Genomic DNA, 23,535 nt, shown 5'->3' with positions numbered 1-23,535 from the left:
ATGGCAATCTATATCTTAAAATTTTCGGCTTGCTTATTCGTGTTTTGGATAGTATACTTTCTATTTTTAGAACGTCAACAAATGCATCACTTTAAACGCTTTTATTTGTTAAGTGTATTTGTTTTGGCCATAGTAATACCAACATTAACTATAATAGAATATGTAGAACCCGTTGTAACTACTTTTGAAACTGTACCTACATTCATAAATATAGAACCTGATTTTGTTGAAGCACCAATTGAAGCGGCTCCTTTCCTTAATTTAGAAACCACACTTTGGTTAATTTATGGATTTGGAGTTTTAGTGTTTACATCACGGTTTATTATAAATCTTATAAAAATGCAGCGGCGTATTTCTAAGAATGAAAACATCAAAAAGCGTTCATTTATTTATGTTTTGCTTCAAGAAAATACAATTCCACATTCCTTCTTTAGATATATCTTTTTTAATAAAACTAGATATGAATCGCTTAACATACCAGAGGAAGTTATACTGCATGAAGAAACGCATGCTAAACAATTACACAGTATTGATATTATATTCTTAGAAGTCTTACAGATTGTATTTTGGTTTCACCCTCTAATTTACATATTGAAACATCATATAAAACTCAATCATGAGTTTTTAGCAGACCAAGCGGTTTTAAAACAAGGAGCCGACACAAAAACGTATCAAAATATTTTATTACAATTTTCATCAAACACTCAAGATTATCAATTAACGAGTGCCATCAATTATTCATCAATCAAAAAACGATTTACAGTTATGAAAACACAAACCTCAAAAACCAGAATTTGGCTAAGTACTTTATTGGTACTTCCCATTATTGCGATTCTTTTTTACAGTTTTGCTGAAAAGGAATATGTTGAAAAAGAAGAATCATCCACTATTGACCATGTTGAACACATTAAAGATGAATTAAAAAAAGCGAAGGAGTTGCAAATTAATTATGTAGACCAAAACGTTGTTGAAATCTATTTAAAAAAATACGATATCTATGAAGCGCTTAGAACTACTGAACCACATTACATTAACAAATCAAAGCAACAACAAGAAGGGTTAGATGATATGTTTTCAGATTTAGGAGGCCTATATTTTAGAATGTCTAAAGAAAATAAAGCAAAAGTAAAAAGACCTATTTCACCAATAAAACCTTATGTGCAAATTACCCTTAATGGTAAAACATATTACAAAAAACGTAATGAGTTAACAGCAGAAGAAATAGCGACTTTTCCTCCACCTCCTCCACCTCCTGCAAAACAAAAAACATCTAAAGGAGGCCCCAACCCAAATGACACTCAAAGTATATACAATCCTTCCTTTTTAGAATTTATAATAGAGATGGAAAACGAAGGTGCTTCTTTCTATTTAAATGATGAAGAAATTTCTGCTAAAGAAGCAAAAGCTATTGCAGCAAATAATAAAGGTAAGCGTACAGATATCCTAACACAATTAGATGTTAATGAAAAGTATGTTGTAAAGCTATCTAATCGTAGAAATAATGTATCACCTGATAAAAAAGTAGGCGAAGACAAAGAAATCCAAGAAAAACCAACACTAAAGGAAGTGGCAGAATACAATGATTGGGCTAAACAACTAAAAAAAGAAACGCTAGCTGCTCAAGAAGACGAACGCAACGGTAAAACAGCGAATTATCCTATCGTAAAACAAAAAGACTTAATTAAATATGTTGGAATCTATAAACGTATGACTTCAACACAGAAAGAAAATTCTGTAGAATTACCAATTGCAGATGATGAATTAAAAAATACAGGTTTAAAATTTCCACCACCACCTCCTCCTGCAAAACAAAAAACATCTAATGGTGGACCAAATGCTAATAGCATAGAAGATTATTATTTTAATGATTCAGAAATCAAAAAAGAATATCTTAAGAAGTTTAAGCAATACGAAACTTTTAGACATACAAAACCCCATTTTCTTCATAAAACAAAAGCTGAGAAGAGTAAAATGAACAACTTATGGTTAGAGCTAAGAAAACACTATATCTATAAATTATCAGAAAAAGATCAAAAATCCGTAGAATTGCCTATAACTCCTTTTGCTCCTTACGTTAAAATAAATAAAGATGGAAAATCCTATTACAAAGTTTACAATCAACTAACACCAGAAGAAGAAAAAACCGAAATGTTTACACTAAAATCTTCACCTAAAATGATCAAAACTTTAGAACTTTTAGATAAGAATGATCCAATAATCATACCAATCGAAACCTACACATTAGAAAAACCAATTAAAGAAACAGCAACAAAACGTTTGGTTTACATTACTATTTCTGAAGATGGTACTTATTCCATAAGTAAGGATAATACTTTTAAAAACTTTGAAGCTGTTTCATTAAAAACTTTAGAATCTGTAATAGCAAACCTATCACCAATTGAAATTAAGAATACTTTTGTTTTCTCAAAAAATAAAGATTCAAAGAAATTTAGGTCTAAGCCAGCCAAATCACCAGAATATCAAGATGATATCGAGGTATATCTTGTTAAAAACGATATTAGATATACTACAATTGAGTATAATGGAAAATATAGAGAGCATCCATCTTTTCAGTTAGCCTTAGATAATAGACCTTCAGAGAAATTAAAATCTCATGTTTCTAAACTAGCAAAATTATTTAAAAAGTATGGTATTACAAATCTAACTTTATAAAAATACAGATTACTTTTTTATCTAAAGCCTCAATTTATGAGGCATTTTTCATCTAAACATGTAACAAAAAGTATGTTTTAGCGTTCTAATAGTCAATCAATCAGCCTAATTTTTAGGTCAATCAAAAAACAAACACTTATGTTAAAGCAATTCTTTATCCTTTGCTCTGGCGCTGACACCGACATTTTAAACGACTGCTCCATTGGTGAACAGAACAAATATGCTGGTATTGGAGCTACCGTTTTCTTTACCGCTGTTATGGCAACCATTGCAGCTAGTTATGCCCTTTTTACCGTATTTGACAATCTCTATACTTCAATTTTCTTTGGACTCATTTGGGGTTTACTCATTTTTAATTTAGACCGCTATATTGTTTCAACGATTAAAAAGCGCGACAATATTTTAGATGAAATCCTTCAAGCGACTCCACGACTTTTTTTAGCACTTATTATTGCTGTAGTCATTTCAAAACCATTAGAATTAAAGATTTTTGAAAAAGAAATTAATCAAGTTTTATTAGAACAAAAAAATGATTTAACCTTAGCGAACCAGAATCAAATTGCGGAACAGTTTAGTCCTAAAATTGCTACGCTTGAAAGTGAAATTTTAAGCTTAAATGCTCAAATTGATGTCAAAGAAGCGGAAGTCAATGGCTTATATAATACTTATATTTCAGAAGCTGAAGGCACAGCAGGTTCTAAACTTTTGGGCAAAGGTCCTGTGTATAAGGAAAAGCGCGACAAGCATGATGCTGGATTAGCCGAGTTACAAGAATTAAAATCTGATACTAAAACTAAAATCGAAGCGCTTGAAACCCAAATAGCAACGCTTGAAGCAGATTATACTATTAATATTGAAACATCACAACCTATTATTGATAATTTTGATGGTTTAATGGCACGTATTACCGCTTTAGGCGAATTACTTTGGTTACCATCCTTCTTTATTTTTCTATTGTTTTTAGCGATTGAAACCTCTCCAATCATAGCCAAACTATTAGCTTCAAAAGGTGAATTCGATTATAAATTACAAGATCAAGAAACCACGATTCAAACCTGGACCATGCAAAAGGTTGCTGAACGCCAACTCCTTTTAAAAACCGATAATGAAATTAATAACAAAGTCTACAAAGAAATTGCAGATGAAGAAGCGCTGATGAACTACAAACGAAAGCAGGCAAGGATTCTAATACAAAATCAAGCCGATGCGTTTTTAAAACAACAAAAGGGTATTCTTTAGAAAATTAGTTGTTATTTTTAGATGATAAACAACAACCAATTCTTATGAAATATATTCTCGTCTTTGCCATAGCCTTATCGTGTTTTAGCTGTATTAGTATTAAGGCAGACGTTACCACAGAAACAACGCACAAAAGCGAATCTAACGAACTTGCTGAGGCAGGCATACGCTTAGTAATGGAAGCACAAGAGATTGCTTGGAACAACCACGATTTAGAAGGATTTATGCAAGGCTACTGGAAAAGCGATTCGCTTAAGTTTTATGGTAGCAATGGACTTACTAAAGGCTGGCATCAAACCTTAGCGAATTACAAGAAAGGCTATCCGACAAAAGCAGAAAGCGGCACCTTAAAATTTTTGATTAATGATATTTCAAAAATTGAAGGTGATAATTATTGGGTGATGGGTGAATACCATCTAAAACGTGAAGTTGGAAATGCCAATGGTGTTTTTATGATCATCTTCAAAAAAATAAATGGTGAATGGAAGATAATTGCAGATATGTCTTGTTAAAACTCCCCTTTAAAAGCTACAATCAACAAATACTAAATCAATAAATAATGAGATTAATTTAATAATCTTATATCAATACTAAGAGGTATCAGAACTCTAAATAAAATTATGAAAACCTGTATATTATTTCATTTAAACCTGTGCAATTTCATTTCGGAATAAAAAAAGGAATTGTAAAAATTCATATTTTTACAAAATGAAATATAAGTACAAAATAATACTAATGGTGTTACTAGCAGCTTTAACTATTTACGGTTTAGTAACCAAAAAATACTTATTTATGGTGTTTTTAATACCTCTTAGTTTCGATTTTTTTAATAAAAAAAATAACGATTAAGTTTTCTTAACGTATTCTGTTATGATTACAATTTGCTGAGCACCAACACGGCCTTCAATGTAAGTTTCGTTTTCGTGATCTAGCCTAATGTTTCTAACAGCTGTACCTTGCTTAGCAATCATACTAGAGCCTTTTACCTTTAAATCTTTAATTAATACTACAGAATCACCGTGTTCTAAAATAACACCGTTAACATCTCTGTGTACTAATTTATTTTCATCATCCTCACCATCACCAGAAGCTTGTGCTAATTCTAACAAATCTTCTTCCATATACATCATACCCAATAAATCTTGAGTCCAATCTGCTTTAATACGATTAAGCATTCTCCACGCCATAATTTTCACAGCGTCGTGCTCGCTCCACATACTATCGTTAAGACACCTCCAATGGTTGGCATCAATAGTATCTGCATCATTCATCTGCTCTATACAGGTTTTAGATACGTATAATGCTGTTTTTAATCCGTTCTCTTTTACATCTGGAACGATAAAAACTGATAAGTTTTCTTCGCTTCCACTTAGCTCACACTTTGAGCCACTTCGTTGTTGTAGTTCTCTTTCTAATGACATAATATATTCTTCTATTCTGCAAATGTATCATTAATTAAGACTTTCTCGTAATTTTACAACCATATCATAAGACTAAGCAATAAAGATCTCTAGTAGTTTAGATTGTTGAGCACTAAAAACCACCTCTTTTGTATTAGCAGGAATTAAAATGGTTTCTCCCATTTTAATCAGTTCATTACTATCTTCTACTTTAATTTCTACAACACCTTCTACACACATAAAAATCACAAAACTATCAAGGTTTTTATAACTTTTATATTCTGTGCCTTTTACTTCAAAAATATTAGTTGTAAAGAAATCACAATTCACTAAATTACAAGTTTCATTTTGGGTTAATTGGTAATCACTTTTTCCGTTTGAGGAAAACGATTTGGTAGCCTCTTGGGCTAATTCGGTATGTAATTCTCTTTGTACTCCGTTAGCATCTTTACGATCCCAATCGTAAACACGGTATGTAATATCGCTTGTTTGCTGAATTTCGGCTGCCAAAATACCTGCTCCAATAGCATGAATTTTTCCTGCTGGAATAAAATAGCTATCCCCTTGTTTTACTCTTTCGGTATTAAAAATTGTATTTACATTAGAAGCATTAATATCTGCTAACACACTTTTATCGACATCATTATTCTTTAAACCTAAAACAATTTCAGCATCATCATCACTATCCATTATGTACCACATTTCTGTTTTACCGAAAGATTTATGATGTGCCTTTGCTATTTTATCATCTGGGTGTACTTGTACTGATAAATTAGTTTTAGCATCTAAAAACTTTATTAATAATGGAAATTTTTCTCCGAAAGTAACAATATTAGACTTCCCTAAGAATTCATTTTTATATCTCTTTATTAAGTCGTTTAATGATAACCCTTTATAAACACCATTAGACACAGTAGAAATATCACCTTCTACCCCTGATATTTCCCAACTCTCACCGACATTTTTAGAATTTGAAGATTTATTTAAAAGTGTAGAAAGTTTTTGCCCTCCCCATATTTTTTCTTTTAAAATGGGTTTAAATCTTATAGGATAAGTTTGCATGGTTTAGTAAGATTATAAATTAAGTAGTTGGGATTACTAGAGAAGATTTTTCAATATGTTGCAAATATTCTACAACAGAAAAAACACTTTTAAATAATGTTTTTTTGATCTCTTGATCTTTTATTATTTTTAAATTAAAGTCAATAATGACATCTTTATGTGTACAAAAACGTTTAATTAATGTACTCAAAATAAGTCCATTTCGTTTTAAAGCATTCGCATTAACATATCCTATATGTTTTAAATTAAACTCATTAAACATATATCTAGCTCCTGCTTTGGTTGCAGCAATCTCTGATACATTTCTTTTAATTTCTATAACAGAAACCTTATCAGGGCAGACTTCTTTTATATCGTCTAAATGATTTAATGTCTCATCTTTACTTTCGTTATCTACAAAACATATTTCAATATGTTCTGAGCTCTTAATCTGGTCTATAAAGAACGATTTATCTATATCTGTTTCATTATTATGAAATATTATTATAATTCCAATCTTCATTAGTTCTCTGTTAACTAGATTATGCTACTTCTATTTTAGCTGGTTTTCCATCTGATTTTTTAGATCTATAAACCCAAGCTATTTGTGCTAATTGCCCAACTATTTTTACAGAATCTTTCATTGATAGTTTTGAACCATCGGCATGAATCCAGCGTTTTAAAGGTTGTTCGCATAGCATAGCTTTAGCCTTTTTTAAACCAAAATGGATACTCATTCTTTTAAAAATTTCTACATCAAAAATCCATTGTGTTACAAATTTTTCACCAAATGCAATCTCAATAACATCTTTACTAAATATTTTGGCACCACATTGCGTGTCTTTAAAGTCCATTTTTAAAATCTTTCTGATAATAAAATTAATTGTAAGACTTATAATTTTTCGTGCAGACTCTTTAGTTATATCTGCTCCCATCCTAGAAATCCTAGAACCACTCACAATTTTAAAATCAGAGGTTTCAATCGTCTTTACTAAATCATCAAAATCTGCTAAATCTGTAGATAAATCGGCATCTAAAAAGCCTATATAATCTAAATCTGCTTTTTTAGACATATGCAACATACCTAAACGTACAGCTTCAGCTTTTCCTCCATTTTTTTCACAATCATAAACCGTAATAAAATCTTCTCTTCCCTTTTGTAAATCTTTTAAAAGTTCTAGAGTTTTATCCGTACTTCCATCGTTTACAAAACACAAATGATAGCCTGAATTTTTATCTATATAACTAATAAATTCATCTCTAAATAAACGTTCTTCTTCATTATAACAAGGTATGACAACACCAACACAACGCTCTTGGATCATTACATCACTATTTGCGACAGAGTTTCGCATTTCTGGAGCACCAATTAAACGCTTTACACGTGCACTGATTTCATTTAGGCTTAAAGGTTTTTTCATGTAATCATTAATACCTAACTCAAATCCTTCTGTAATAGTTTCGTCTTTCGTGTTTCCAGACAAAACCATGATTGGTATTTGAGAATTCTTAGTCTCTCTAATATATCTTACAAAGTCTAACCCAGATAAACCTGGCATGTTAATATCTACAATCACTAAATCTGGATTAAACGATTCATATAATTTTAATCCTTCAGTAGCATCAGTTTCTATTTTTACCTCATAACCTAATTCAACTAACCTTTTTTGTAAAGGAAGTAATACTAGCTGTTGATCATCTATAGCTAAAACTTTCATAATAAGTTGGTTTTTTATATTATTGATGATTCAAAAGTAGTCTAGAAGACGTTTATAAAATTCTTATTTAGTTTAACTTATAGACAAGTGTAGATGAATGGTAGATTACTATAGATAATTAAAAATAGAACCCCTATTTAAATTATATATCTTTACCATGTTGTTACAGCTTAGGCTTTAAATGAAGGAAACCTCAAATAAATACTTAATATCTGCGCTTCTCTTAGGATTAGCTTTTCATGGTAGTGCCATTTTTTTTACTTTGGAAACAACTTATGATGCTTTAATACATCTGTTTTTTGCAGATCATTATGCACATAGTTGGTTTGAACCATGGAATTATGAATGGTATACTGGTTTTACAGTACAAAGCTATCCGCCATTAGTTCACCAATCTATAGGTTTACTCTCACTAATTGGCGGCTTAAAATTTGGCATGTTTAGTGTCGCATTAATAGCTATTGTATTATTTATTACAGGTACATATCGTTTTTCTCTAATGATGACAGGTAATAAAACTGTTGCTGGTTATGCTTCTATCTTAGCTGTCTTTTCATCCTCTTTTGTAGAAACGCTTCACATATTTGGGCAATTACCAAGCATTATAGGTGTTTCTGTATTAATGCATGCCTTACCAGAAATCTATTTATGGTTAAAAACAGGTAAAAAATGGTATTTAGCAACTAGTTTATCACTTATTGCTGTAACCGTTACCTCTCATCATGTGACTCCTATTTTTGGAATGATCTTTTTTATTTTCCCGTTAATAGGAATGGTTATAATGGATGTTTCTAGAGGTCAAGTCAACACAATGAAAGAGGTAACTTTTAAGTTATTTTGGAGTAGCTTTTTAAAGCTCTTTAAACGTATTGTAAGCTTTGGGATGTTATCTTTAGTATTAATTGTTGGTTGTATTTTTCCGTATTGGTTAAACTCTAAAGCCAACCCAATTACACAAGTACCAATACCGCATGGCTCTCGCGATAATTTTTTAGAAATCACATCTTCTGGTTTAGTCTTCTTTCTAATTCCTTGGGGAATTTTGTTAGTCCTATTACCTTACATATTTTACAGGTATTACAGCAAACGCTATTTGTTTTTTGGGTTATCTGTAACCATTTGTACTATTTTAGGAACTGGTGGCACAACCCCTATTCCTCTTAAAATGTTAGGCGAAACTGCTTTTAATATTTTAACCTTAGACCGCTTTACACTTTGGGCCTCTATTTTATCCATCCCTTTAATGGGTGAATTTGCCTATCGTTTAGTTGAAGGTGATTTAAAGACATTAATTCAAGAAAAGTTTGGTGCCGTTTACCATCGTATTATTGGAGGATTACTAGCAGGACTTGCTGTTTTTATGGTCGTTTTCACCATGAGTCTCAACTATTTTAGACCCTCGCAACCACAGAAAATAAAGATGTTACCCATTGTGAATTTCTTAAATCAAGACGATCATGATAAATGGCGGTTTTTAACCCTTGGTTTTGGCGACCAAATGGCTTGGTTAAGTGCACAAACCAATGCTTTAACCGTAGATGGAAACTACCACTCTGCAAGACGTTTACCCGAATTAACCACAAGACCAATAGAACGCTTAGAAAACTCTAAATTTAAAGGCGTTGCTGGTATTGGATCGTTACAACAATTTTTAACTACACCAGAAAAATACAACCTCAAATACATATTTTCTAACGATAAATTTTACGACCCTATTCTTTATTTCTGTGGTTGGCAACGTTTACGACAGTTAGAAAATGGCATTATGGTTTGGGAACGCCTTAATATTCCACCTGTATCTTCTATTTTACCAAAAGAAGATGTTGCTACTTGGTTAAAAATAATGTGGGGTGTTATTCCTTTTCTAACCGTATTAATCGCCTTTGCTTTAAACATACAAATGCTTTGGGTTAATATGCTAAAAACACGCATAAAACCTATTCCTGATTTTTTAAAGTATTCGGCTTCTTACTCTAAATTTAATAGAAATGTATTAAGAATCACTCATGTTTGGTCATTGTTTTTGGCTGTCATAGTATTTTATGGCATCTATTTATTCTATTTAAAAAACGACTCGCAACGCAGTCCAGAAAATGCCATAATAGCCTATTATGATGCTTTAGATTTTAAAGAATTTGAAAAAGCTCACAGCTTAATCGACCCACAAAGCAAACTACCTATTGCTCAGTATATGTTAGAAATTTCGGTAACTGATGGTTTACTGAGTAGTTATGCCAAAATGGATGCAATTGAAACTGAAATCACAGCCTATAATGACAGCACTGTCTCTGCAAAGGTGACGAGTCAGTGGATTACACCTTTAGAAAAGATTGAAAAGGTAGATTACAAAACCTTATCTAAACGAAATCAAAAATGGTATTTACAACCCGACGAATTAAATAACGATTTACCACCAGACCAATTGTATTCTGCCAATGCTACCAAATATTTTAATCAAGGTAGACGTCGTATTACCACAGAACAAACCCATCATGAAGACATTTTAAAACAACCCGTTTTAGAAGTTGTATCTGCAAAACTGGTCCAATACAATGGTCATTATGCAATTATAGGTGAAGTACAAAACATCGATAATGTCCCTGCAGATGTTATTTTAAAAGGAACATTGTACAACGATGCAAATAAACAACTTGCTACGTACAACGCCAAATACCATATGAAGCATAAATTGATGCCTAAAGAATCGAGCAGTTTTAGAATTAATTTTGAAGGTATTGCCTGGTCTAAAACGCAAGACTCTATTCCTGACACCTTTAATCCTGATGAATTTACACCCGTTGAATTTGAAGAACAACCCACCAAATTCAATTTACAAGCTGCAGGAAATGTTTCTGGATCAGACTTATATAAAAGTGTTGTTTTAAGCGCTATTGATATTAAAGACGAAACCATTACTGGAAATTTATTTAATAGTGGAATTCAAGAAATTACAATACCTCAACTATTAATTACGTATTATGATGCAGATAAAAACATGGTTTGGGTAGATCATTTATTTGTAAAAGCAGGTGTAAGACAACAACGAAAACAAGATTTTGAATATGAAATTTTAAAAAATGGAAAAGTAAAAATCATTAGTGATGACATGAAAAATATTTTTATTAACGGTCTACCAAACGATGCTATTGCTAGTAAAATAGTACCTAACAGAATTGAAAACCATTCAGAAGCACAATTACAAAAAATTGACCATCCAGATTTTAGTTATATTAAAATAGAAATAAACACCTATATAGGAAACCCTAATTAATGCCAATCAAACACACATATCTATTCCTTTTAGGATTAATTTTATTATCCTCTTTTGCTGTGAAACAACAAAACGAAGGCAGTAGGATTAAACTAATTACAACCCAAACACAATATGAGGTTGGAAATCCTATTGTTTTAAAATTTTCTACTTCAAATGGAGAGCAACCTTTACTTTATTGCTCTAACAGTTTTGGTTCGACGTTAATTTCTGGTGTTTTAAATTCAAAAACCTTAGAATATACATTTCCAGAACACATAACTAAAAAAACAGGTGTTGTAAATTGGATATTAACAGACAAAACAACTTCTATAAAAGGAAGCTTCAACATTAAACCAAAAGCTGAAGTTGCTACTATGGAAACCTATATTGGACCGCCAAGTATTGAAGCTGGTGGTACAGACTACACCATGCTAGTCATTATTCCAACGGATTCATTAGACAATCCCGTTCCTACAAATACTTTAGTCACAGAAAAGCATCAATTTTTAGATTCCGAAGAAACAAACGCTATTTACACCAACAATTTAATCGCCTTTAGGAATATTTATTCAAAAAAAGAAAGTGGTCGTATGTTAGTGTCTTCAGAAAGCTTAGGTATTAACTCAAAAGAATTTACCATAAATGTAGCTTCTGCTATCCCTACAGATTTCAACATTTCAGCAACGCGACCTCATCAATATGCTGATGGCAATCAGGTGACCACTTTTACAACGTCCATTATTACGGACAAGCAAAAAAATGTAGTAAGCGATGGGACGTTTGTCACCTTTTACATTACCAATAAGAATCAGAATATTTTAAAAACTACAGGGACAACTATAGATGGTATTGCACAAGCAAAAATAATCCATCCAGATTACGAAGACACTTGGCGTATTAAAGCTTACGTAGATGGCATGTCTGAAAGCGATAACATTACACTAACTTATAAACAAGTTATTGAAGATTTTGACATCTTATTTTCAAATAAAAATAGAACAATAACCGTTGGTCCTTTACATAGTTTTATGGGGCAAATGATTCCTGATGGCTTACATGTAACATTAAACATCTATAGAGACCAAGTTTTAATTGATAGCATTATAAAAACATCTTTTAATGGTTATGTTAATTTCAATTTAAAACACGCAATGTATCAAAATGGCGATTATAATTTCAGCATAAAAACGGCGGGAAAAACAAAAAAAATAAATACCAAAACACTATGGTAGGTCTTAACAAGAACATACTACGTACCATATTAATTATCTCATATATTATGGTTATTGCCTTTATTATTTCTGGTGTTAGTGCCTTATTTAGTTACTTAAATACAGGTGCAGACCGAAGTAGTATGTTACATACTGAAATACAAAAAGTAGAACAATACACACCAAAATTAACTTGGGAACCTTTACAAAACGAAGGGCGACCAATGGATAACGAAAATTTAAATGCCTTACAAAATGATTATTTGGATGCTTGGTATGTAAAACAAATAGCTTACAAGAGCAACAAAACAGCCGGTATAAAAGATTATTACACCGATAGTGCGAGAAAAAACCTGTATGATTTTATTAGCCTAAACAAATCTAAAAACATTAGCATAGAAGCCACAACCTTAAACCATAATCCTACTTTAGAATTTTTTAGTGAAGATGGACAATTAGCAGTCGTTACCGATAGAAATGTGGTAGAATACAAACGTATTTTTAAAGCTGAAAAACTGATACTTGAAACTACCGAAACCTCCACCTATAAAATGGTGTTTTTACTGGAAGATGGATTTTGGCGGATTCGGCATTTGGTAAAAGAAGAAAGTAAGCCATACCATTTTGAAGCTAAAACCATTGCAACCGATAATATTAATATTAAAGGCATCAACTATTATCCGCAAGCTAATCCTTGGGATATGTTTGGCGATGATTTTTCTACTAAAACTATTGCTAAAGACTTTAAAATCATAAAAGACGCTGGATTAAATTCCGTTCGTATTTTTGTGCAATATGAAGACTTCGGAAAAGCTAATGTAAAACCAGAAAAGCTAGAAAAACTTAAACAAACTTTAGATTTAGCTGAAGCTGTACACTTAAAAGTGGTGTTAACGCTTTTCGATTTTTACGGGGATTATTCGGTGATGGACTGGACCTTAAACCAACGTCATGCTGAAATCATTGTCTCTACATTTAAAGACCACAACGCTATTATTGCTTGGGATATTAAAAATGAGCCCAATTTAGATTTTGAATCTCGAGGTAAAGCAAATGTGGTTGCATGGCTAGACCACATGATAGACATCGTAAAATCTATAGACAGCCATCATCCGGTCACTATAGGTTGGTCTAATACACAAAGTGCACCTATTTTAAAAGACAAAGTAGATATAGTATCCTTTCATTACTATGAAGATTTAGAGCAATTAGACACAGCTATAAAAACCTTAAAAACAGAAATCCCAAACAAACCCTTAGTGTTACAAGAATTTGGAATCTCTTCCTATTCTGGCTTTTGGAAACCGCATGGATCTTCAGAAGAAGACCAAGCTAATTATCACAAAAAAATCCAAGAACTTATTGCAGCAAATAACTTACAATTTATGTCTTGGACTTTATATGACTTTACATATATACCAAAGGAAGTTGTAGGAAGGCTTCCTTGGCGTAAAAATGCTCAAAAGCATTTTGGGTTTATTGATAAAAATGGGGCAAAAAAGGAATCGTTTAAATATATTTCTAATTAATATTTATCATTTAACATGAAGTATTTCTATTTTAGGAAGTATAAGTTACTTAATCACAGTTGTGTTAACAGCCATTGAACTATGCTCTTTTTTAGCAATAATGTCTGAAAAAGTTTCTAAATACATATCTGCTATTTGCGACATTGGATGTGCTGTTGCAGCTTCATAATTAATTTTAGAAAGTTGTAACCTATAAACTTCATCGGTTACAATAGCCTCTATGGCAGATGCTAAACTTTCAATACTCGTTGGTTCAAAAAACTCACCTCTATAACCTTCATCTTGTACTAGCAAAGCTAAGTCCCCTAAATCTGGCATTACAACAGCTTTTCCGTAACTTCCGGCTTGGTGTAAAACACCCGAGCTTCCTGTAGTCGATGTGTAAGGAAATACAACTACCGCACTTTCGTTAAATAAGGTTGGTACCTCGTGTTCTTCAACATAACCTGTAAATCTTACCTGAGGAACATGTTTATAAACCTCTTGTACTTTAGCTAAATATCCTGGAACATTTGGATTATCTGTTCCTGCAATAACAACTTCTAAATCTAATCCTGTTTTAGCTCTAACTAATTCTACTGCTTCGATCATTCCTTCCACTTTTTTATAAGTCCCAAACTTCCCGAAGGTCATAATTTGCATCGGCCCTTTTGGTAAATTATAGCTTGGTTCTTCCGCAATTTCAAAAGTACCATGAGGTATCAATTTTATATTAGGTGATAAATATTTTATCTCTAAAACATTTACATATTTCTGCATTGTTACCGCTACTGTATCGGCTTGTAAAATAAGCCTTGTTAAACTAGTTCCGATAAATCCGTAAATTTTCTGCATTAACTTATTTGATGTAAAACCAGCACTTCCTAAATCTACTTCTTCAAGAATATTATGTAATAAAACGATATTAGGAATCTTTTTTAACTTACAAACCCATGGCAACATTAATCCTAAAGCTGCTGCTACTTTTTTATCGCCAAATTTCATAAACTGTAAGTTGAATAATACAGCATCTGGTTTTGTAACATTAATAGCTTTAGTTACTGAAAATATATTTTTATAACTGTTAAAAGACCAACATTCTTTGACTGTTATTTTACAGCCTTGCTCAGTAAATTCGATATCCTTAGCACCTTCAGTTTTATCTGTTAATAAAATTAGTTCTGTAACCGCTTCCTTTTGTCTAAACTGCTTTACTAAATGGTAAGCATACTCGTTTAGAGTGACTTTACTAGGTGGATATGCGGTAACAATAGCTAATTTCATAATGAGGTAAGTTTTAAATGTTTTGATTAATTACAATGCAAATTTCATGTTTTATTTCTCTAAAAATCATCACTTTCGTTGGGACGACTTTTACTATAGACGAATGGAATTATTCTTTAGACAAAACCTTTTGCTGTGTTGCTATTTCAATCTTAAAAAACACTAACTGTATGATTAACAATGAAATCATTGCTATAATTTGCATGTGCACTACCTGTTCTAAACTATCATGAAAAAAGACTACTAATAGCATTTGGAGCATCCCAAAGACTCCAGAAATGATTACTGGCACGTATTTATCTAAAGACAGATAGTAATAAGCGAAGATGTTAGAAATAGCAAACATCGAGGTAGCAATGGCATATTTCCATAATAAAGGAGCCATAGAAATATATTGTTCTCCAAAAAGTATATTTATAATTAACTCTGGAAAACTTAAACATGTTAAAACGATAATAATTGAAATAACACCAATATAACCTACATATTTAAATAATACAGAAGCCGTTTCTTTACCTTCTTTCTTCAACTCTACTACTGCAGGTAACAATAACATTACAAACATCCAAGCTATGAAATATACAATTCTACCTATTAAGGCTAATGAGGCGTATAAACCAGCTTCGTAAGATTCAAAATAATGTTTTACCAGTAAGATATCACTATTATTGATTATGATTTGTGTAAGCTCGTAAAATGCCGTTAACAAAAAGAAGTTTTTAATCTGTTTGCTATCATCTAAAGCTAGAGCTTGCGACTTTTTAAAATTGATATTTTTAGTTTTGAAAGGAAACATTCCGAACACAAAAGACAACACAATGCCAATAGCAATGACCGCTGATGATTGTATATTGAATAAAAAGATTAAACCCAATGTAATTAACAATCGGCTTAACATTTCACTTTGATAGGTTATAGATAAAGACTTGTAAGCTTTTTTACCCTGAAACGCTCCTCTATTAACACTCATTAAAAAATATAAAGGCACACCGCAACCAAAAATAACAAACATCATAGAAGAAGATGTGTTAAAAACTGTTTTTAACTGCGACGAAAAAATAATGATTAAAACTCCTAATATAACTCCTACTAAAAATGCTTGCTGATAAGTTTTAGCAATGAAGTTTTTAAAGACATTATTTTCAAATAACACAGAGAATTTTGCGGTAACCAATTGAAACGTCATCGCCATAAAAGACAGCACCAATAAAAAAGTTATTAATACGGCAGCATCAGCAAATTCGGTTGGTCCAAGCACCCTTCCTAATATAAGATTATATAAATAATTACCTCCATTTACAGCTAAAACACTTACCATAAACAGTTGCTCTGGTGTTATCTTTCTTGATTTGATTGCTGCTAATAATTGCTTCATTTTTAACTAGTATTCGTTTAAATCTGACACAAATATCTCACGTATTTCCGTGTATGTTCTGTATATTTCGACGGATGGCAAGTTGCTGTAGGTGAATGACAAACTATAACACCGTAACTTGCAATTAGAAAATTACACAGAGATTATGACATTAAAATCACTTATTAATATCAGCTTATTTTTCATCGTTTTTAGCGCCACTGCTCAAGATATGAAAGAAGGTTTTACTTACCTAGAAACAGGAAAATATAATAAAGCTGAATCTTTCTTTAGTACAATATTAGAAGACTTTCCAAACAATAAAACGGCACGTTTATGTTATGGTCGTGCTATTGGACTTAACGGACAAGCAGCAGAGGCTAATTTATTATTTACAGCGTTACTCGCAGATTACCCAAATGATTTTGAAGTAAAACTAAATTACGGAGAGTCTTTATTATGGAATAGCAATTTTACTGATGCTAAAGTTTACTATAAAGGTTTAGTTACTGAAGATCCAAAGAGTTTTGCTGCACTATTAGGTTTTGCAAATACACTTTCTAACTTAAAGGAATATGAAGATGCTTTAACTATGGTAAATAAAGCCTTAGACGTTTCACCAGGAAACCCAAATGCTTTAGTCTCTAAAAAGTATATCTATTTAGGTTATGCTTACCAAAACCAACAAGCACAAAATTATGATAAAGCCGAAATTCTTTTAACCAAAAACCTTGAGTTATATGGAGATGATAAAGACACCTTATTAAACTTAGCTAATCTCTATTTAATATGGAATAAGCTAGAGAGTGCAAAAATCATGTACAATCGATTAGCAGAACAACCAGAACACAAAATCATAGCATTAAATGGTTTAGCTTTGGTAGAACATTTAAATGGCAAAGAAAAGAAAGCACTTAGTATTAGTACTGAAGCTTTTAATAGTTTAAATGACAACACAGATCAAAATATTATTAAACAAACCACAGAGCGTTATGGACAGGCTTTAATCTGGAACAAGAAGTTTAAAGCAGCAACAAATTTAATTGACACATTAATTATTGAGAACCCAAACAAAAACTGGGTTTTAGCCCTACGTGCGACTTTAAATATATATAAGAGTAATTTTAAAAAGAGTTTAACCGATTACAACCAAATATTAGAAAACGACAGTACGTCTTTTGATGGTAACCTAGGAAAAGCCAATGTACTAAAGGCATTAGGCTACATAGATGAAGCTTATACCTCAGCAGAGAACACCTTAAAATTTTACGACAACCAAAAAGATGCTACAAACTTTATAAATAAATTAAACAATAGCTTTGCTCCTACTTTAGAATCTAAAGCAGCACATACTTTTGATAATGGAGACAACAAAGCTTATTCATTTAATAGTAACGTGGTCTTTCCTTTATCTACAAAAGTAGCTATACTCGGTAATTATAACTACAGAACTACCAATAACACCATTACAGACAATAGCGCAACCTCTAATAATATTTCTTTAGGATTATCTTATAAATTTATACCAAGCATCACATTTAAAGGTACAGCAGGTATGACTTCTGCAAACACAGAATCTGATGATTACACACAGCTTTTAACAGATCTTTCTTTTAATATTAAATCCTTTAAACTACAAACCTTAGATGTTGGTTACAAAAGACAAATTGAAAGTTTTAATGCCGACTTATTAGACCGTGAATTGGTGCAAAATAATTATTATGCTAACTATAATTTAGGTACTAATTTTAACTTAGGTTGGTTTACACAATTAATGTACACCTCTCAAAATGATGGCAACAAAAGAAACTTGTTATTTACTTCATTATATTATAATTTATTACCAAAACCCTCTCTTAAAGTTGGCTTTAACTACCAATATATTACGTTTAAAGATCAGTTACCAACCGTATATTTTAGTCCTGAGAAATTTCATAATTACGAAATATTTATAAACCTCATTAAAGATGAAGCAGCTGCAAAACCTAAAGAATGGTTTTACAATGCAACGGCAGCTTTTGGTTACCAATATATTGAAGATGATGCTAAAATAACGGCTTACAGAATACAAGGTGCTTTTGGTTATAAATTCTCTGAGCGTAGTTTATTAAATCTATACGGAACCCGAAGTAACATTGCTTCTGCAACTGCTGCTGGTTTTACATTTACTGAAATTGGTTTACGTTTTAAATGGTTATTTTTGAAGAAGGCGGTTTTTAAGAGAAACTAAAACTTTCTATTTATATTAGGCTAGATTAGGTTTTAGAACAACTTATTTAGCAGAATAATATTGAACATAAAATTCCAAAAAAAACCTCATAATTAACTTATAAGCAATTAATTATATATGTTTTCACATGTATTCTGCTCTGATTTTCTTAAAACCTTACAAGGATTTCCTGCTGCAAAAACACTTGAAGGAATATCTTTAGTCACCACACTTCCGGCTCCTATAATTGTTCTATTTTCAATTGTAACTCCTGGACAAATTACAACAGCACCACCAATCCAAACATCTTCTCCAATACTAATAGCTTTTCCAAATTCAAGCCCAGAAGAACGTTCTTTATAATTCATTGGATGCGTTGCTGTATATATTTGAACATTAGGGCCAATTAATGTTCTTGAACCTATAACAACTTTCATTACATCGAGAACAACACAATTAAAATAGACATCTTCTCCTAGCTCAATGTTAGTTCCGTAATCACAATAAAAAGGCGTTTATATAAATAAATTCTTTCCTTTATGAGGCAATAATTCTTCTAAAAGATAGCTATTTTTTTCTTCTTGGTTTTCTACAAGATCATTTTTTTTAATAACAACCTTGCATTTAACCTTTCTTTTGGTTAATTTTTTATCTGAAGCATCATATAATTCTCCTGAAAGCATTTTCTATTTTTCAGTTTTCATAAATCAATTTATTCAATAATTTTAATTTAGTTGGTGTAATATCAAAAATCATATATAACATCTGAATGCAAATATTAATAATACCCATATTATTTACTTAGTTTATCTAATTATATTTTTAACATCAAAGCAAACACCTCATGAAAATATGATTAAAATCCTAACCAATAAAAAAGGCAAAAGCTTTCGCTTTTGCCTTACATAGGGGGAAATTAAAATTAGTTTAGGGTTATTTCACTATTAATTTAAAGGTTTCAAAATCAAACTGATTACTAATAATTTTACAGAAATATAAGCCTGAACTTAAGTTATCTCTGTTAACATTAATACTGTTTGCTCCTGATGTCACTTTATGCTCTGCTGTGTAAACTACTTTACCAGTTTGGTCATAGATTACAAACTGCACTAATTCGCTATAATTAGCAGAGAAAGTAACTGTTGCATGGGTTGTCATAGGGTTTGGGGACACTTTTAATAAATTTTTATCTGTACTATAATCTATTACAGATAAGGCACTAGTTTCTGAGAATCGTAGGTTACTCAAGTGCATCTCTTTAGATACTGTTATTCCATTCTCTGCAACCATTGTAAACACGATGGTTACAACATCATTTAATTCTACTTCATTATCACTATTATTTTGTAGGTCTTCTATATTAATTGTATATTCTTGAAACTCGTTTGTTAATACTATTGTTGCTTTATATTGTTCTTCCCAATTGGTAATACTTTCTTTTACAAAAGTGATTTCTAAATTACCAGTACCTTTTGCACTTAATTGAAAACTACTGTAATCCGTAACATCTACAGCTTTAAATCGTGGAGTTAATGCTCTATAAGCGGCAACGTATGTACTGATCGTTGCATTTAACTCTACATTACGTTCTATTGGAAAACTTGTAGAATCAAAGCTATAATCATTAGTTGTTACGTTATAAAGCCCCACTACTGTTCCTTCTTGTGAGGCATCAATTCCCCAAGGACCATCAGACATAAATAAATCGTCTGGTGTAGCAATACCGTCACCGATTCTAAACCCTATATCAAAAAGATTCCCTGTATCTACAGATACATTAGTAATATAATTACCATTAAGATTTATTGTAGAATTAAGGTTTCCGAAGTCTTCTGTTTCTGTAACTCTATAGCCCGCATCTAAAGTTACACTCTCTGTACCATTAGTATTCACAATTTGTAAATCTAATGCCCCATTAGTATAACTTCCTTTTCTAACAAACACAGTTGGTGGTGTAGAATTATTATAACTTGTAATTGGTTTTTCTATATCTAATAAATTTAGAACCTCTTGCCCTAAGATGTACAAATCATCAATTGTATTAGACCATATTTGAAAATTATAGAATGTTACGTTTTCTTCATATTGACCTAAATTCCAATGGCTTTCTATAGCAAAATTTGCTTCATCATTTACTACTTTGGCAGACAAACTTAATACAAACTCATAAGTACCATCTTCATTTTTAATGATAGATTTTATAAATTGTTGCTCATTTATCTCTATAGTATTTACGGTTATTAACTCCCCCCCTAATAAACGATCACAGATATATTTGGTATGCTCATAAACACCATTTTCTGTTTTTAAAGCTAAAACTGAAGCTACAGAACTATTATTCTTCATATAATCTACGGCATAGATTTCCGTTGCATTTGTAATACCTATTAAGTCTGATGGTGATGCTTCTATAGCTTCATCTTCATTAATGCTTGTTAATGGCACAAAATCTTGCAATGTAAAACCAGAATCTAAATTACTCTTAGCATAACTTGTTGTTTTAGAAACACGTTTAGCTCTCGCTGCATTAAATTTATATCCTGTTTTTGCTCTTTTAAAGTTACGTGCATTAATTTGCTCAGATAACCTACTATTACTCTCTAATCCGCCTGAATTAGAACTAGAAATTGATGTTTCAATGACATCGCATAATCCAAAACCAGAACAAGAAGGATCTTCACAATCAATAAGTCCATCACCATCATCATCAATACCATTATCACAAATTTCTTGTAAAACTGGTGCTGTTGGGCAACGTGCACCATCATTACTTGAGCTAGATGGCCCAAAAGCAAATAAGTTAGACTCTATAACATTAATACCATTTAAATCTTGTACTGCCTGAATAGCATATATAGTTCCTGTTTGATTTGCTGAAATATAAAAACGTCCTTCATTATCAAAATAAACTGCACCATAAGTATAAGTTAAACCAGATATAATTGGCACAACACCTAAAGCACTTACTACACCTGTCTCTGGATTAATACGATATAAGATATTTGTATTTTTCTCTACAGCATATAATTGACCATCTACTGAATTAAAAGCCCAATCATGAATACTTATATTTTGAGACAATGTTTCTGTTGACTGATATTGTGTATAATTCTCTGACTCTGGGTTGAGATCTATTTTATAATATGAAGTTCCACCACCTTTTAAATAATAGACACCCGCCGAACTAATATCACCAACATAACGATTGCTTGAAGGTAACTCATCTATATAATATGTTGTTGTACTAAAATCTTTACCTATTTTAACAATAGATTTAGTTGGTGACGATAATGATCCCCAAATAAATCCATCAGCAGGATTGTATGCTGTTGCATTAATATTACCAGGTGTAACATCTTCTGCCACTTGATAAGAATTACCTGAAGCTAAATCAATCGCATAAACATCATTGTATTGAAATAAATATGCGTTAAAATCACAATTAAAAGGCACATCTTGTGCTTTTACAGCGAAGCTCATTAAAGCTATTCCAATAGCAAGTAATTGATTTTTAAAAGTGTAAATTGGTTTCATAGTCTGGGCATTATTAGATTATGACGCAAAATTAACCTCTTAACACGTGTTTTCTTTTAATATTCGATTGACACAATCGATTGAACGCCAAAACACTATTTACTGTCGACGAATGGTTTTTCGTACCCTTTGCATATTGAAAAATAAGGGAATAAAAAAAGGCAAAAGATTTCTCTTTTGCCTCAAAACTCAATTAACTAACTATACTTAATCATCAACCAAACGATCATGGGTCAAAAGTAAGAGATAGTTTAATTCTATATATTTTATTTCGTTAAGCCTAAGTCTTAGCACGTTGACTGACCACATTACATAGATTAATGGTATTTTCTAAAATGAATTAAATTTCTATGAAACGTTTAGTATTGTCACAGACAACTTTATAATACTTATAATAAATTAAGACGTTTCATCAATTCTGGCCTATTAGAACGGCTAACTGGAATAACATCTTTTTTTATAAGCACGCTATTATCCTCAATATCGATAATTTTATCAATATTAATAATGTATGATCTGTGTACTTTTAAAAATAAATCATCGGGTAATTTATCTGCTATTTTTTTTAATGTAGAATGCACAGTGTAATTCTTACCTTCTGTTTTTACATTAATATAATCTCCTTTTGCTTCTACGAGATAAATACTTGGGATATCTATTTTAATTAAGCGCCTGTCTATATTAACATAAAGATCGTTACCAGAACTAACTTCTACTTTTTCTGTACCTAAATCAGCAGTTAGTTTTGGCTTATGATTTTTAATCTCTGCTTTCTGAATTGCTTTCTGAAACCTTTGTGGTGTTATAGGCTTAACCAAGTAATCTACTATACAATCATATTCAAAAGCTTGAATGGCAAAGTTTGGATCTGAAGTTGTTAAGACTATTTTAGGTGGATTTTTTAATGTTTCGATAAAATCGAAGCCAGTGAAATCTGGCATATGAATGTCTAAAAATATTAAATCTATTTCATTCTGATTTAAATATTTTATAGCCAACATTGCATTAGGAAAATCCTCTAAAACATTTAAACCGTTCTCATTAGAGCATAGCTGCCCAATAATTGCTCTTGCTGTAGCTTCATCATCGATAATAATACAATTCATCTTCT

17 protein-coding genes are annotated in these 23,535 nt (G+C 31.4%); 7 read left to right on the top strand and 10 right to left on the bottom strand.

The features are described 5' to 3' along the window. The 3 genes from HSX10_RS00895 to HSX10_RS00885 all read left to right on the top strand — a co-directional run bounded on the left by HSX10_RS00895 (position 1) and on the right by HSX10_RS00885 (position 4,424). Positions 1–2,673, top strand: a complete 2,673-nt coding sequence (locus tag HSX10_RS00895; RefSeq protein WP_173586316.1) for a M56 family metallopeptidase — start codon at positions 1–3, stop codon at positions 2,671–2,673. Between the two features lie 138 nt (positions 2,674–2,811). Beyond that, positions 2,812–3,912: a DUF4407 domain-containing protein gene (locus HSX10_RS00890; protein ID WP_173586315.1), complete on the top strand. Its 1,101-nt coding sequence runs from the start codon at positions 2,812–2,814 to the stop codon at positions 3,910–3,912. A gap of 44 nt (positions 3,913–3,956) precedes the next feature. Beyond that, positions 3,957–4,424 carry a YybH family protein gene (locus HSX10_RS00885; protein ID WP_173586314.1) on the top strand — a complete coding sequence of 156 codons (468 nt, stop codon included), beginning with the start codon at positions 3,957–3,959 and terminating at the stop codon, positions 4,422–4,424. 333 nt (positions 4,425–4,757) lie between these two features. Here the strand turns inward: HSX10_RS00885 and HSX10_RS00880 are convergent, their stop codons facing one another. The 4 genes from HSX10_RS00880 to HSX10_RS00865 all read right to left on the bottom strand — a co-directional run bounded on the left by HSX10_RS00880 (position 4,758) and on the right by HSX10_RS00865 (position 8,071). Then, positions 4,758–5,333, bottom strand: coding sequence for a PhnA domain-containing protein (locus tag HSX10_RS00880; RefSeq protein WP_173586313.1), 576 nt, complete (start codon positions 5,331–5,333; stop codon positions 4,758–4,760). Positions 5,334–5,405: 72 nt separating this feature from the next. After that, positions 5,406–6,374 carry a type I phosphomannose isomerase catalytic subunit gene (locus tag HSX10_RS00875; protein ID WP_173586312.1) on the bottom strand — a complete coding sequence of 323 codons (969 nt, stop codon included), beginning with the start codon at positions 6,372–6,374 and terminating at the stop codon, positions 5,406–5,408. A 19-nt stretch (positions 6,375–6,393) separates the two neighbouring features. After that, complete coding sequence (locus HSX10_RS00870; RefSeq protein WP_173586311.1) at positions 6,394–6,876, bottom strand: glycosyltransferase; 483 nt, start codon at positions 6,874–6,876, stop codon at positions 6,394–6,396. A gap of 19 nt (positions 6,877–6,895) precedes the next feature. Next, the gene (locus tag HSX10_RS00865) at positions 6,896–8,071 is read right to left on the bottom strand and encodes a response regulator (RefSeq protein WP_173586310.1); all 1,176 of its coding nucleotides are present in this window, start codon (positions 8,069–8,071) and stop codon (positions 6,896–6,898) included. A 181-nt stretch (positions 8,072–8,252) separates the two neighbouring features. Here HSX10_RS00865 and HSX10_RS00860 point away from each other — a divergent pair, with 181 nt between their 5' ends. Genes HSX10_RS00860 through HSX10_RS00850 form a run of 3 tightly spaced genes read left to right on the top strand, consistent with a single transcriptional unit; the run spans position 8,253 to position 14,064 of the window. Then, positions 8,253–11,342: a putative glycosyltransferase family protein gene (locus HSX10_RS00860; protein ID WP_173586309.1), complete on the top strand. Its 3,090-nt coding sequence runs from the start codon at positions 8,253–8,255 to the stop codon at positions 11,340–11,342. Next, on the top strand, positions 11,342–12,556 hold the full coding sequence (locus HSX10_RS00855; protein ID WP_173586308.1) for a hypothetical protein: 1,215 nt from the start codon (positions 11,342–11,344) through the stop codon (positions 12,554–12,556). The genes HSX10_RS00860 and HSX10_RS00855 overlap by 1 nt, the downstream gene beginning before the upstream one ends. Continuing rightward, positions 12,550–14,064, top strand: coding sequence for a glycoside hydrolase family 2 TIM barrel-domain containing protein (locus tag HSX10_RS00850; protein WP_173586307.1), 1,515 nt, complete (start codon positions 12,550–12,552; stop codon positions 14,062–14,064). The genes HSX10_RS00855 and HSX10_RS00850 overlap by 7 nt, the downstream gene beginning before the upstream one ends. A 45-nt stretch (positions 14,065–14,109) precedes the next feature. Here the strand turns inward: HSX10_RS00850 and HSX10_RS00845 are convergent, their stop codons facing one another. Both HSX10_RS00845 and HSX10_RS00840 read right to left on the bottom strand, forming a co-directional pair. Continuing rightward, positions 14,110–15,327, bottom strand: a complete 1,218-nt coding sequence (locus HSX10_RS00845; protein WP_173586306.1) for a glycosyltransferase — start codon at positions 15,325–15,327, stop codon at positions 14,110–14,112. 109 nt (positions 15,328–15,436) lie between these two features. Beyond that, on the bottom strand, positions 15,437–16,702 hold the full coding sequence (locus HSX10_RS00840) for an oligosaccharide flippase family protein (RefSeq protein WP_173586305.1): 1,266 nt from the start codon (positions 16,700–16,702) through the stop codon (positions 15,437–15,439). Between the two features lie 145 nt (positions 16,703–16,847). Between HSX10_RS00840 and HSX10_RS00835 the strand changes: the two genes are divergently transcribed. Continuing rightward, entirely contained in the window at positions 16,848–18,911 is a 2,064-nt protein-coding gene (locus HSX10_RS00835) for a tetratricopeptide repeat protein (protein WP_173586304.1), read from the top strand. 107 nt (positions 18,912–19,018) lie between these two features. Here HSX10_RS00835 and HSX10_RS18855 read toward each other — a convergent pair whose 3' ends face one another. The 4 genes from HSX10_RS18855 to HSX10_RS00820 form a co-directional block, all read right to left on the bottom strand. Continuing rightward, positions 19,019–19,327 carry a DapH/DapD/GlmU-related protein gene (locus tag HSX10_RS18855; protein WP_306456225.1) on the bottom strand — a complete coding sequence of 103 codons (309 nt, stop codon included), beginning with the start codon at positions 19,325–19,327 and terminating at the stop codon, positions 19,019–19,021. A gap of 78 nt (positions 19,328–19,405) precedes the next feature. Further along, positions 19,406–19,573, bottom strand: coding sequence for a maltose acetyltransferase domain-containing protein (locus HSX10_RS18850; protein WP_306456224.1), 168 nt, complete (start codon positions 19,571–19,573; stop codon positions 19,406–19,408). A 250-nt stretch (positions 19,574–19,823) separates the two neighbouring features. Next, the gene (locus tag HSX10_RS00825; RefSeq protein WP_173586303.1) at positions 19,824–22,424 is read right to left on the bottom strand and encodes a DUF6923 family protein; all 2,601 of its coding nucleotides are present in this window, start codon (positions 22,422–22,424) and stop codon (positions 19,824–19,826) included. 389 nt (positions 22,425–22,813) lie between these two features. Then, complete coding sequence (locus HSX10_RS00820) at positions 22,814–23,530, bottom strand: LytR/AlgR family response regulator transcription factor (RefSeq protein WP_173586302.1); 717 nt, start codon at positions 23,528–23,530, stop codon at positions 22,814–22,816. Between the last annotated feature and the right edge of the window lie 5 nt (positions 23,531–23,535).

The sequence above is a fragment of the Winogradskyella undariae genome, assembly GCF_013285155.1.
Taxonomy (GTDB): domain Bacteria; phylum Bacteroidota; class Bacteroidia; order Flavobacteriales; family Flavobacteriaceae; genus Winogradskyella; species Winogradskyella undariae.
This window is presented reverse-complemented; position numbering and strand designations above follow the sequence as displayed.

Coding starts and splice junctions, on each gene's coding strand:
- HSX10_RS00895 (WP_173586316.1), top strand. CDS start 1: ATGGCAATCTATATCTTAAAATTTTCGGCTTGCTTATTCGTGTTTTGG.
- HSX10_RS00890 (WP_173586315.1), top strand. CDS start 2,812: ATGTTAAAGCAATTCTTTATCCTTTGCTCTGGCGCTGACACCGACATT.
- HSX10_RS00885 (WP_173586314.1), top strand. CDS start 3,957: ATGAAATATATTCTCGTCTTTGCCATAGCCTTATCGTGTTTTAGCTGT.
- HSX10_RS00880 (WP_173586313.1), bottom strand. CDS start 5,333: ATGTCATTAGAAAGAGAACTACAACAACGAAGTGGCTCAAAGTGTGAG.
- HSX10_RS00875 (WP_173586312.1), bottom strand. CDS start 6,374: ATGCAAACTTATCCTATAAGATTTAAACCCATTTTAAAAGAAAAAATA.
- HSX10_RS00870 (WP_173586311.1), bottom strand. CDS start 6,876: ATGAAGATTGGAATTATAATAATATTTCATAATAATGAAACAGATATA.
- HSX10_RS00865 (WP_173586310.1), bottom strand. CDS start 8,071: ATGAAAGTTTTAGCTATAGATGATCAACAGCTAGTATTACTTCCTTTA.
- HSX10_RS00860 (WP_173586309.1), top strand. CDS start 8,253: ATGAAGGAAACCTCAAATAAATACTTAATATCTGCGCTTCTCTTAGGA.
- HSX10_RS00855 (WP_173586308.1), top strand. CDS start 11,342: ATGCCAATCAAACACACATATCTATTCCTTTTAGGATTAATTTTATTA.
- HSX10_RS00850 (WP_173586307.1), top strand. CDS start 12,550: ATGGTAGGTCTTAACAAGAACATACTACGTACCATATTAATTATCTCA.
- HSX10_RS00845 (WP_173586306.1), bottom strand. CDS start 15,327: ATGAAATTAGCTATTGTTACCGCATATCCACCTAGTAAAGTCACTCTA.
- HSX10_RS00840 (WP_173586305.1), bottom strand. CDS start 16,702: ATGAAGCAATTATTAGCAGCAATCAAATCAAGAAAGATAACACCAGAG.
- HSX10_RS00835 (WP_173586304.1), top strand. CDS start 16,848: ATGACATTAAAATCACTTATTAATATCAGCTTATTTTTCATCGTTTTT.
- HSX10_RS18855 (WP_306456225.1), bottom strand. CDS start 19,327: ATGAAAGTTGTTATAGGTTCAAGAACATTAATTGGCCCTAATGTTCAA.
- HSX10_RS18850 (WP_306456224.1), bottom strand. CDS start 19,573: ATGCTTTCAGGAGAATTATATGATGCTTCAGATAAAAAATTAACCAAA.
- HSX10_RS00825 (WP_173586303.1), bottom strand. CDS start 22,424: ATGAAACCAATTTACACTTTTAAAAATCAATTACTTGCTATTGGAATA.
- HSX10_RS00820 (WP_173586302.1), bottom strand. CDS start 23,530: ATGAATTGTATTATTATCGATGATGAAGCTACAGCAAGAGCAATTATT.